Origin of the sequence: Janthinobacterium sp. (genome assembly GCF_009923995.1) — a bacterium.
GTDB lineage: Bacteria > Pseudomonadota > Gammaproteobacteria > Burkholderiales > Burkholderiaceae_D > Janthinobacterium.
Genome location: NZ_RFSK01000100.1, coordinates 1 through 11,214 on the forward strand (window position 1 = coordinate 1; position 11,214 = coordinate 11,214).

General features: G+C 65.2%; 14 protein-coding genes. 6 read left to right on the forward strand and 8 right to left on the reverse strand.

Translation table 11 applies throughout. The features are described from left to right. Window positions 1-209: hypothetical protein (locus tag EBS11_RS26985; RefSeq protein WP_290608347.1), on the reverse strand; the 209-nt coding region annotated here is incomplete at its 3' end. A 183-nt stretch (window positions 210-392) separates the two neighbouring features. Beyond that, window positions 393-1,508, reverse strand: a complete 1,116-nt coding sequence (locus EBS11_RS26990; RefSeq protein ID WP_290608349.1) for a hypothetical protein — start codon at window positions 1,506-1,508, stop codon at window positions 393-395. Window positions 1,509-1,680: 172 nt separating this feature from the next. Between EBS11_RS26990 and fumC the strand changes: the two genes are divergently transcribed. From fumC to EBS11_RS27005, 3 genes are all read left to right on the forward strand, one after another. Further along, the gene (gene fumC / locus EBS11_RS26995; RefSeq protein WP_290608350.1) at window positions 1,681-3,075 is read left to right on the forward strand and encodes a class II fumarate hydratase; all 1,395 of its coding nucleotides are present in this window, start codon (window positions 1,681-1,683) and stop codon (window positions 3,073-3,075) included. Window positions 3,076-3,171: 96 nt separating this feature from the next. Further along, on the forward strand, window positions 3,172-3,393 hold the full coding sequence (locus EBS11_RS27000) for an RNA-binding S4 domain-containing protein (RefSeq protein ID WP_092798343.1): 222 nt from the start codon (window positions 3,172-3,174) through the stop codon (window positions 3,391-3,393). A gap of 123 nt (window positions 3,394-3,516) precedes the next feature. Continuing rightward, entirely contained in the window at window positions 3,517-3,801 is a 285-nt protein-coding gene (locus EBS11_RS27005) for a hypothetical protein (protein WP_290608352.1), read from the forward strand. Here the strand turns inward: EBS11_RS27005 and EBS11_RS27010 are convergent. After that, window positions 3,798-5,438: a DUF692 family multinuclear iron-containing protein gene (locus tag EBS11_RS27010; protein WP_290608354.1), complete on the reverse strand. Its 1,641-nt coding sequence runs from the start codon at window positions 5,436-5,438 to the stop codon at window positions 3,798-3,800. The genes EBS11_RS27005 and EBS11_RS27010 overlap by 4 nt on opposite strands. Window positions 5,439-5,458: 20 nt before the next feature. Continuing rightward, window positions 5,459-5,761: a DUF2282 domain-containing protein gene (locus tag EBS11_RS27015; RefSeq protein WP_290608356.1), complete on the reverse strand. Its 303-nt coding sequence runs from the start codon at window positions 5,759-5,761 to the stop codon at window positions 5,459-5,461. A 369-nt stretch (window positions 5,762-6,130) separates the two neighbouring features. Here EBS11_RS27015 and EBS11_RS27020 point away from each other — a divergent pair, with 369 nt between their 5' ends. From EBS11_RS27020 to EBS11_RS27030, 3 genes are all read left to right on the forward strand, one after another. Then, a complete protein-coding gene (locus EBS11_RS27020; protein WP_290608358.1) occupies window positions 6,131-6,376 on the forward strand; it encodes a helix-turn-helix transcriptional regulator in 246 nt (81 codons plus the stop codon). After that, a complete protein-coding gene (locus tag EBS11_RS27025) occupies window positions 6,373-6,897 on the forward strand; it encodes a hypothetical protein (RefSeq protein ID WP_290608360.1) in 525 nt (174 codons plus the stop codon). Before EBS11_RS27020 ends, EBS11_RS27025 begins: the two co-directional genes overlap by 4 nt. A gap of 181 nt (window positions 6,898-7,078) precedes the next feature. Then, on the forward strand, window positions 7,079-8,122 hold the full coding sequence (locus tag EBS11_RS27030) for a S41 family peptidase (RefSeq protein ID WP_290608362.1): 1,044 nt from the start codon (window positions 7,079-7,081) through the stop codon (window positions 8,120-8,122). Between the two features lie 260 nt (window positions 8,123-8,382). Here EBS11_RS27030 and EBS11_RS27035 read toward each other — a convergent pair whose 3' ends face one another. From EBS11_RS27035 to EBS11_RS27050, 4 genes are all read right to left on the reverse strand, one after another. Next, entirely contained in the window at window positions 8,383-8,583 is a 201-nt protein-coding gene (locus EBS11_RS27035) for a YjfB family protein (protein WP_092798340.1), read from the reverse strand. Between the two features lie 58 nt (window positions 8,584-8,641). After that, window positions 8,642-9,166: a molybdopterin-guanine dinucleotide biosynthesis protein B gene (gene mobB / locus EBS11_RS27040; RefSeq protein WP_290608364.1), complete on the reverse strand. Its 525-nt coding sequence runs from the start codon at window positions 9,164-9,166 to the stop codon at window positions 8,642-8,644. 27 nt (window positions 9,167-9,193) lie between these two features. After that, the gene (locus tag EBS11_RS27045; RefSeq protein WP_290608366.1) at window positions 9,194-10,774 is read right to left on the reverse strand and encodes an alkaline phosphatase family protein; all 1,581 of its coding nucleotides are present in this window, start codon (window positions 10,772-10,774) and stop codon (window positions 9,194-9,196) included. Between the two features lie 100 nt (window positions 10,775-10,874). Further along, on the reverse strand, window positions 10,875-11,214 hold a 340-nt coding region (locus tag EBS11_RS27050), incomplete at its 5' end, for a general secretion pathway protein GspB (RefSeq protein WP_290608367.1).

Consider the following 11,214-nt stretch of genomic DNA (forward strand, 5'->3'; position numbering starts at 1 on the left):
AAGCACCCGCGGGTGCTTTTTTTACGTCTGCCGCCATGGCCTTGCCGCGCGTCTTTGTTGCTGTTCGCGGCGTCCAGGACATGGAGGGAGGGAATATGGAAGGCGAACCCCAGGTATCTCCTGGCGTCGCCTCGCTGCCGGTTGCATCCGGCGTCCGCGAGCACATCGTTGGCATCGCAGACCGCTTCCAGCCCCAGGCGTTTATGCAACGCTACACCTGTTTGCCGCGCCACACTATCGTTGGTGACTGCGCCAGGCAGGGACTGTTTTGTCGTAGAGCAAGTCCACTGAATTGATTATAAAGCCAGCTTTGAAAAATAGGCAACACCAGCGGCAGACATTTTTCATGTCTCTTTCAATATCTTTTTTCACATCAAATCTGGCGGCGGCCCTTAGCGCGAAAACGGCTCCGGTTCCGCCTCGTCCGCAGCCGCTTCGCCCGCCGTTTCCGTCAGGACTGGCGGCGCCTGCTTGCGGCGGAACGGCTTGCGCAGCAGGACCCAGTATTTCGACGGCGCCGCCGGCGCTCCCGCTTCCTTGCGCTTGCGCAAGACATACACGATGGCGGCCGTCAGCAGCAGGAAAGCCAGGGTGCCCAGTCCCAGCCACAGCATGCCATGGCCCTCCGCCTTCTTCTCGGCCGCTGGCGCCGCCAGGGGTTTGGGCTTGGCATGGGGCGGCCCGGCCACGGCAGGCGCGACAGGCGCAGCCGCAGGCAGGGCGGCCGTGGCGGGCTGGTCCAGCGCTTTTTGCAGGGCGCCGATCTTGCCTTCCAGTTCGCCCAGCTTGTCGTTCAGGGCCGCGTTTTTCTCGTCCAGGGCCAGGCATGCCTCGGCCTGGGCCGCATCGGCCTGCGGCGCGCAGGCGGCCACGGGCGCGGCGGGACGGCGCAAGGGCGGCGGACGCGCGGCCACGGGCGGGCGCATGTCGGGGGCGGCTGGCCTGGGCGCGGTGGCCGGCGCCAGGAACACGGCAGGCGGTCGCAGCATGCCTTCGGCGCGGGCGCGGGCCGCCAGGGCCGCCGCATCGGGCGGCGCCGCGGCCGGCGCTGCCGGCGATACGGGTGCAGGCGGCGGCTTGACGGGTGCAATCGCGGCGGCCGCCGGCGGCGCCGGCGTCAGCCACAGGGTAGCCAGGCGCACGATGGCGCCATTGCCATTGCCCAGCAACAAATACAGATGCACATGGCCGGCCTGGATCGCCTGCCGGGTGCTCACGCGCACGTAGCGGCGCCCGTCCCGCTCCAGCGGCGCGATGGCCAGGCCCTGCAGCGCCGGGTCCATGGCGATGCCGCCGCCCCGGTACACATCGGGCGAGGCCAGGTGCACGTCCACGCCGCTGGCTTCCTCGGGCGCCAGGGCCGTCAGCTCGATCTCGGCCAGCAGGGGCTGGCCCACGTGCGACAGCACGGCCAGCTCGCCCAGTTCGGCCGCCATGGCGGGCGGCACGGCCAGGCTGGCGGCGGCGCACGCGATCAGGGTCCAACGGGGAAAGACGCTACTAGGCATGGACTGATCGCTTTGATAACAGGATAAATAAACGGGACTCGCCCCACTTTAACGGCAGGAAATCGGGGAAATGTAGAGGTACCCAGGCAAAAATGATGCAATACAGCATCGTCCTGTGCCTTTTTGGCGTCTGGAGTACACTCGATCCACCTCCATCGATGAAAGGGATGCCATGAGTAGCAGAATCGAACGCGACAGTTTCGGCCCGATCGACGTACCCGCCGACCGGCTATGGGGAGCGCAGACGCAGCGCTCGCTCGAGCACTTCCATATCTCCACGGAAAAGATGCCGCCCGAACTGATCGCCGCCCTGGCCACCGTCAAGCGCGCGGCCGCCCACGTCAACCTGGACCTGGGATTACTGGATGGCAAGAAAGCCATCGCCATCACGCAGGCGGCCGACGAAGTGCTGGCCGGCAAGCATGCGGGGGAATTCCCGCTGGCCGTCTGGCAGACGGGGTCTGGCACGCAAAGCAATATGAACATGAACGAAGTGCTGGCCAACCGCGGCTCCGAGCTGATCGGCGGCCTGCGGGGCGCCGAGCGCCTGCTGCACCCGAACGACGACGTCAACCTGGGCCAGTCCTCGAACGACATCTTTCCCACCGCCATACACGTGGCGGCTGCCCTGGCCGTGGCCAACACCGTCCTGCCGCCGCTGCGCCAGCTGCGCGCCACGCTCGATGCGAAAGCCGCGGAATTTGCCGACATCGTCAAGATCGGCCGCACCCACCTGCAGGACGCGACCCCGCTGACCCTGGGCCAGGAATTTTCCGGCTACGCGGCGCAGCTGGAGTTTGCCGAACACATCATCACGGCCTCCCTGCCGCCGCTGCTGCAGCTGGCGGCCGGCGGCACGGCCGTGGGCACGGGCTTGAATGCCCACGTGGAATTTGCCGGCCGCATCGCCGCGGAACTGGCGCGCCTGACGGGCCAGCCGTTCGAGACGGCCAGCAACAAGTTTGCCGCCCTGGCCGCCCATGATGCCCTGGTGGCCGCCCATGGCGCGCTGAAAACCCTGGCCACGGCCCTCATGAAGATCGCCAACGACGTGCGCTGGATGGCGTCCGGACCCCGCTCCGGCCTCGGCGAAATCACCATCCCCGAAAACGAACCGGGCAGCTCCATCATGCCGGGCAAGGTCAACCCGACCCAGTGCGAAGCGCTGACCATGCTGTGCTGCCAGGTCTTCGGCAACGACGTGGCCATCACGGTGGGCGGTGCCTCGGGCAATTTCGAGCTGAATGTCTTCAAGCCCCTGATCGCGCACAACTTCCTGCAAAGCGCGCGCCTGCTGGGCGACGGCATGCGCAGCTTCGACGAACATTGCGCCCACGGCATCGCACCGAACCGTGTCCGCATCGCCGAACTGATGGAACGCTCGCTGATGCTGGTGACGGCCCTGGCGCCGCACATCGGCTACGACAAGGCGGCGCAGATCGCCAAGCAGGCCCAGCACGAAGGCACGACCCTGAAGGAAGCGGCCCTGGCCCTGGGATTTGTTACTGAAGAGCAATTCAATGCGTGGATCGTGCCCCTGGAGATGACACGGCCCAACAAAAGCTGAGGCTCTGCCTGCATCCCGGATGGCTTCATGTAAACTAACAACTTGGTTGACGCCGTCATCAAGTGTTTAAAACACATCATTGCAATAAGGGATACAATGCAAAAAGTAAGCTTTGATTTAACATCCGAGTTCGTCGAGCTGAACCAGCTGCTGAAGCTGGTCGGCCTGTGCGACAGCGGTGGCGCAGGCAAGGTCATGGTCGATAGCGGCGTGGTGAAGGTCGATGGCAAGAAGGAATTGCGCAAGACCGCCAAGATCCGCGCCGGCCAGGTCGTCAGCGTGGGCGATATCCGCATCACGGTCGTCGGCCCTGTTTGATCCCCGCATGGGGCGCGCAAGCGGCCCCATGCGTCCAGCCAGCCTCCCTGCCACCCCGGCTGCCTGCGTCTGGCTGCAACACGTCGCTCGCGAGAGAACTATCGATTGTGGAAGGGAAGCGCCATGGACCATCCCGAACAAGGTACGCGCAGCCAGGAACGCCTGATCGGCGACTTGCGCCAGGTCATAGAAAATGCGGAGGAATTGCTCCGCAACACGGACAAATATACGAGCAGCCTGTACCAGAGCGCGCGCGCCAGGCTGGAACTGGCCCTCGTCGCGGCCACGGCAGAGCTCGCCCGCTTCGAGGAAGAGCAGGTCACGCGCATGATGGATGCCACGCTGGCCGCGAATGCCCTGCACCAGGACCAGACGGGCGAAGCGCGCTTGCTGCGCGCCTTCGATTAGGCGGGCAGCTGCTCCACCAGCAATCCCTGCGCCAGCCACCGTCCCAGCTGGCCGCCCAGGTCGAAATTCTCATCGTGCTCGAAGGCCGCATCGAGCGCGGCACCGAACGTCTTGCCTTGCTGCAGCGCCAGCAAGGCCGCATGCGCAGCCCCATCCAATTCCAGCACGTGCGCCTTCCAGCGGGGACGGCAGACGGCCGCATGGCTGGCCACCTGCATATCGTGCGGAAACCTGCCCTGCCCCTCGCCTGCCTGGTGCGCCTGCCACAGGGCCGCTACCCGCCAGCGCGATGCCAGCAGACGGCAGGCCGGATGCAGCCGCCAGCGGCTCTCTTCCAGCTGCTGCGGATGCAGGGCCGCCAGCGCCCCGGGCGCCACGCCCTGCGCATCGGGCGCGTAATGGGCCAGGTGCACGGCCCACTCCAGCCGCGCCATGTCCGGCAGATAGGGCAGCTCGGCCACATGGGGGAAATCAGCGAGAAAATCGGCGAAACGGGCGCCAAACTGGTTCAAGTCGGGGCTATCTGACGGATATTGTCGCCCATACGCGCGCGCCAGGCCGCCGAAGAATTCGTCTCCCACCAGCGCCAGCACGACGGGATAGGCGTGGCCCAAAGTGCGGCGCCAGGTGGCGTTCATATTGCCGCGATACAGAGCAAAACGCTGCGGCAGCGCCGCTCCCGCGAACGGTGGCAGGGCGACCGCCCCATCCAGCAAGGCCGTGGCAAACGCTTGCTGGCCGGCCGCCAGCGCATCGACCGGCGCGGCAGGAACGACGGGCGGCGCCGCCAGCACCGCTCCCCGCCATGGCGCCTGCGGCGCGTGCCGCGCCAGCATGGCTTGCGCCTTGCCCGCCTCGCCCAGCAGGACATCGAGGGCGGGCAAGTCCGTATCCCATTCGATCAGGGTGGGCAGGGCGCCAAAGCGCTGCAAGGCAGCCGCATACAAGTCCCAGACGGGATCGGCCACGGTGGCGCCATGATGGTCGACCACGGCGTGCGGCGTGAGCAGATGCCCGCCCAGGTGCAGCTCGCCCACGCTGCCGGGCGCGATCGCCCGCAGCGCGGCCAGGGCATCTTCGCCGTGGTTGCACTGGTTCACGTACAGGTTATTGATATCGAGCAGCAGGCCGCAACCGCTGCGGCGCGCCAGCTCGGCCAGGAATTGCGCCTCGCTCATGGCATCGTCGCGAAAACGCAGGTAAGTGGAGACATTCTCCAGCAAGATCGGCCTTTTCAGCACGTCCTGTACCCGCCCCACGCGGGCGCACAGCAAGTCCAGGGCGGCGCCATCCAGGGCCAGGGGCAGCAGGTCGTTGAGTTGCGCCTGCGCCACGGCGCCCCAGCTCAGGTGTTCCGACACCAGGGCCGGCTCGATGCGCTCCACCAGCGCGCGCACGCGCTGCAAATGCGGCTCGGAAAAACCCCGCGCCGAGCCCAGGCCCAGGCCCACCCCATGCAGGCTGATAGGATAATCCTGGCGCAGGGACTGCAACACGTGCCAGTCCCAGCCCGATGGCTGCAGATAATTTTCGGTATGCACTTCCAGCCAGCCCACCGGGGGCCGGCGGGCGAGGAAATCGCGGTAGTGCAAGGCGCGCAGGCCGACGCCCGCGCCAGCGAGCGCAGGAGACGGCATGGCGTTGCTGCGTGAAATGCTTATGGCTGCGCGGCTGGCTTGGCGCCCTTGGCCGGCTTGACGGGCTTGAGCGAACCGCCCGCCTGGGTGCACGTGCCCTTGGCAACATAGGCCCATTCCGTGGGCAGGTTGTCCGTAGCCGCCTGGCCCGCGCAGGAGTGCGCGCCATCGGACGAGGCACAGTCGTTCTGCCCCGCCTTGGCGACACCGAAACATTTTTCCTTGTCGCCCGGCGCGGGGCCATCGTGCGCAGCCACGCTGACGGTGGTGCTGGCGCAGATGCCTGCCAGGGCGGCGGCGACGAGAGCTTGACGTTTATTCATGGAGTATCCTCTAGCGTGGTCAGGGAAATCGGGGCGCCCTGGCGGCAACGTTGACAGCCAGGATGCAGTGGCCATCATTCTACTGAATCGGCTGCCCCATGGCGAATATTGCTGCAAGGACGCCTCCGCATGGCGCGCGGATGGCCATCGGCAGCGGCCAGAGCCATCGCGGCTGAGGGCGGCGAACAATACAGTCAGACACAAAGCAGTCAAGTCTGACGCGAAGTGCCCTTGCGGTGATGCCTCCAGGCAACGCCGTTGCCAGACAACGGCAGCCAGTCAAAAGCTCCCGGCCTTGCGTCCTTCGCTTGACTCTGACAGTCATTCATTGTGTAATCACAACGAACCATCAGCCTGGCACAAGTTTTTATGACACTACACAACAGAATCGCGGTCTTTCGCGCAGAGCGTGGCATGTCGCGGCGGGAGCTGGCCGAAGCAGTCGGTGTCAACAACCAGACCATCGGGTATCTGGAGCGGGGAGACTACAAACCCAGCCTGGAATTGGCGATGAAGATCGCCCGGCATTTCGGAGTCAGCGTTGAGATGCTTTTCTCTTTCCAGCGCTTCGAATCGATCGCCATGACGTTAAAGAGGACAGGAGAAGATGAGTGAGCGCCAAACGTAAAACGTTAATGCAGGGCATGGATGCATTGGTCTGGTGGAGCGGTACCTCCGACAAGGTTCGGCACGACATGTCCGCCGATGCCGATGAGCGGCAACGCCTGCCCATGCGGTGGCTGCCGCTGCTGCCGATGGCATTTGCGGCAGCACTCCTCTACACCGCAGTCAGCTTCCCCGTGTCCCGCATGGTATATGGCATTGCCGTTCCCATGATGGCGGTGGCGTCGGCCATCGCCATCAACGGCCCCTTGGGCAAGCCATCCATAGATGACGATGAACGGGAAGCCGCATTGCGCAAGAATGCGTTCTTCTTCTGCACGGCTTGCCTAGCCTTCCTCAATATCATCGCCGGGCCAATCCTGCTGCTGACCTCGGCACTGCATGGATGGACCGTCGAACGCAGTGCCGGCGCCGCCTTTGCCCTCTTCATGGCAAATATGACGTGCTTCGTCAGTCTTCCCACACTTTACGCCAGCTGGAAGTTGCCCAGGCAGCCAGAGAGCGAATCCTGATCGCCACTTGAGCTTGCGCTACGGGGCGGTATCTGGCGACGAGGGCAGGCGGCCAGGAACGGCCGTTCAAGTTTGCGCAAGTGATGGCGCCAGCGGGACTGGTAGCCGTCAGATCAAACTGTTCTCAACGAAACGCCGCTGTCCATTCCAGCGATGTACTAAACAATTCGAGGAAATATCGATGGCACGGTTCCACGCTGCAGCGGCTTCGTTGCTCGCCATATGCTTTATACAGGTGGCAGCTCATGCAGAAGCTCTTCCCATCGATGCCACCGTGCGCGAGAGGGTCATCGACGTGCTGCTCAAGCAGTTGAATGAACACTACGTGTTTCCAGAAGTGGCGGGAAGCATCGGCACGAGTGTGCGGGCGAAGCAAAAGCGCGGCGGCTATGACAGCATCACTGATGCGGCGGTATTTGCCAACGTGCTTACCGCCGACCTGCGTGAGGCTGGTCACGACAAGCACCTGAGTGTGAGGGCCAGTGAAACACCGCGCCCTATCGCAAGTTCGCCGGCGCCGGAGCAGCGGGAAGAAATGCTCAAGCAGATGGTTGCTCGTGGTTATGGCATCGCGAAGATTGAGATTCTCGCAGGTAACGTAGGCTATCTCGACGTACACGGCTTCGACCGCGTTGGTGACGCTGCGCCGGCAATCACGGCGGCAATGATGCAGCTGGCGGACTGCGACGCCCTCATTATCGATGTACGCAACAATGGCGGCGGGGACCCGGCTGGCGTCGCCTTTCTGAGCAGCTACCTGTTCGACCAGCGCACCCATCTGAATGATCTGTATTGGCGCGATGGCGACCGTATTGCTGAGTTCTGGACTGATATCAACGTTCCCGGAAAGCACTACGGCCAACAGAAAGCGGTCTACGTACTGACCGGCCCGCGCACCTTCTCTGCCGGAGAGGAGTTCAGCTACAACCTCCAGCAACTGAAGCGTGCGACGCTGGTGGGTGAAGTGACTGGCGGAGGTGCCAATCCGGGGCGAATGCGAGAACTGAGTCCATATTTCGCCGCATTCATCCCCAGTGGGCGCGCCATCAATCCCGTTACGAAGACCAACTGGGAAGGCGTTGGCGTCACGCCCGATATCAATGTGCCAATTAGCCAATCACTCGTGACGGCACACAAATTGGCGCTTGAAAGATTGGCAGCGGCGAGTACCGATCCGGGGCACGCTGCGCGGTTGCGGGCACAGTCGGAGGAGTTGGTGCCATAGGAGCGGTTGCCGTACTACGTCTCACCTTCCAGGCAACGTCGGCGAAACAGCAGCGTTGTATCAAACTTCATTATTCATCCACAGCACGTGCTTCGCCGCGTCCGTGGCATCCGCTGCCGGGACGGGCTCCGGGGACTGGCGCAGAAAAAACGGAAAAAAGGGGGATGGCGGCATCAAAAAAACAGTCAGCCGCCCACGCGCTACCGTCGCAAACGGTGGTCGGACATGGCGGGCGCCGCGGTGGCGCCGCGCGACGACGCTCAGGCCGTCGTGTTGATGCGGTTGCCCAGGTGAGCCGGCAGGTTCGCCGACGACTGCACCGGCGGCAAGGCTTCCAGCAAGGCGTTCGCGGTGGAACTCTGGATATCCTGGGCTTTCTTCAGGACGGTCAAGCCGACGGCTTGCCGCGTGCCTGTCTCCGCCATCGTGGTTGACAGTTGAGCAATGCTTCCGACGTCCATACGTTTCTCCAATGAGGGTCTACCCTTGTTAACGGATGGTGCGGGCAAACCTTTAGGCTTATTTTTCCAGCCGCTGCAGCAGCCATTCCAGCACCCGTTCGCGCGCATTCAGGTCCAGCCATTGCACGCCGTCGCGCAAACCGGCCGGCGCGGGACTGTCGGAGGCCACGGCGATCACATGCGGGTCATGCGGATACAGGGGTTCCTGCCCCACTGCCGGGCGGAAGATTTCCAGTTTCGGGATCGGGTCCGTCTTGAAGCCTTCCACCAGGGTCAGGTCTGCCGGCCCCATGCGTGACAACTGCTGCGCCAGGCTGGGCTCGGGCGCACCGCGCAGCTCGTGCACGATGGCAAAGCGGTAAGGCGACGCCACCAGCACTTCCGCCGCGCCCGCCAGGCGCAGGCGGGCACTGTCCTTGTGCGGCGGTTCCAGCGCCAGGTCATGGTGGCTGTGCTTGACCAGGTTGACGCGCAAGCCGCGCGCCGCCAGTTCCTTCACCACAAATTCCAGCAGGGTCGTCTTGCCGCTGCCGGACCGGCCAATCACGCCCAGGACGGGGTGCATGGGCATTGCATCGTGCATGGTCATTCCTTGAGTGAGTATGGCCCATTATACGCAGCCCCTCCCCCAGGCATGGCACGACGGCAGCGCCCGGCTTCCACCGGGCGCGCACAGGTCAAGCATTTCCGCATTGCACCAGCGGGCCAACCCCTGCCCCGCGCGGCGCGGCGCGGCGCGGCGCGGCGCGGCGCGGCAGGACCTTCCCGTCCACCGGCCCTGCGCGCCACCGTCAGCCCCCTCCTTCGCCATCGGGCGCCGGCGCGGCTGGCGCACCGTCTTGCCATTGGCCGCCAGCGCATTCCTCGCCGTGCGGGCCAGCTGCCGGTGCGCGGCGATCGCGCCCGCCTCGGCATCGGACATGGCCGGCACGGCGCCGCCGTCCGCCTGCGCCGCCACGCCATCGAACATGCTGGCGGCCGCCGGCATGGCGAAGTCACGGTTGCGCACCTCGGCTTCCCATTGCGCGCGCTGGACCTGCACGCTGGCGGGCACGGCGGGCGCAGCGCGGTGCAGCGCCAGGTTCAGCACGTCGCCCAGGCCATTGGCAGCCGCCACGCGCGCGCCCATGTCGGGCAGGCTGCCGTCGGCGGCGCGGCAAAAGCGCTGCAGGATGGTCTTGATGATGGAGGTGTGATCGTAGACCTGGTGGCTGACGCTGCCGGCGGCGATCAGCGGCGACACGAGCAGCATGGGCACGCGCACGCCGTACTGGCGGAAGGCGGGGTCGTCGTCGATGGCGGCGGGCGGCGGCACATGGTCGAAAAAGCCCCCGTGCTCGTCATAGCTGAGGATGAACAGGGTGCGCTGCCAGGCCGGCCCCCGCGCCAGCGCCTGGTACACCTGGGCCACCAGCGCCTGCCCGGCACGGATGTCGGCGGGCGGGTGGTCGTCATTGACAAAGAAATGCGGGTCGATCCAGCTGACGGAGGGCAAGGTACCCGCCAGCGCATCGCCGATGAAGCCATAGCGGCGCTCGCTGGAGCCGAAGGGCTCGTAAAACTCGGACGAGCGGTAGTGGTCGTCCGTCAGGGCCAGGCTCCACGGCTTCCAGGCGGAATAGAATTTCCAGCTGACGAGGCTGCGCTCGAGCTGGCGCACGAACGATTTGTTCGCATACATGGGCACGCGCTTGCTGTCCCGGCTGCCGGCCGCCCTGCCGCTGATGGCATACAGGCGGTTCGGCCAGGTGGCGCCCGGCACGGAGCTGTAGCAGCGGTCGCAGACGCAGAACTGCTGCGCCAGGAAATCGTACATGGGCAGGTCGGCACCGTTGTAATAACCCATCACGAGGCCGGGATCGGGGTCGCCCGGATGCGTTTGCGCATAATCGTCGACGAAGCCGCCGTTATTGTTTTGCAATTGCTGCGCCACCGACATGCCCGTGTGCGACGGGTCCTGCTGCGCACCGAAGGCCGGGCGCTGCAGATGGTGCACGGGATAGCTCACGCCCGCATGCACGTTGGCATGACTGGTGCGCAAGCCATCGATGTCGCGCCGCCCCCCTTCCAGGCTCAGGTAGCCGAGCATATGGTCGAACGAGCGGTTCTCCATCATCAGCACGACGATGTGATCGATATGCGCCAGGTTTCCCGGCACCTGGCCAGCAAAGACGGATTGAGCAGCGGTCATCGGCACTCCCCTGCCGCGCGCACAGGCGTGGCTACCCTGGTTCGACCAGGCGCTGCCAGTATCGTTCAGCTGGCGGCACCTTACCTTGATATGCGACAAGTCAGTACGGCACGCGGTAGCGGTAGCCCTTGAAACTGAAGATGGCGCCCTTCGGCTGCAGTTTTTCCAGCACGAGACCGGGCGCCAGCTCCTCGCCCTCGTGGCGCAGGACTTTGTCGATCAGCAATAAACGGTCGGCCGGATTCTTCGAATAGATATAGCCGCCGATGGCGACGGCGGGAATCTGCCGCTGTATCGGCTCGGGCAAGTCGCGCATGGCGGGCACGGCTTCCTCGGCCGCAGGAGCCGGTGCCGGGGCCGTGACCGGCGGCGCGGCGGCCGGGACAGGTGCCGGCACGGCGGGCGGCGCCTGGCCGGGCGACTCTTGCGGCGGTTCCGCC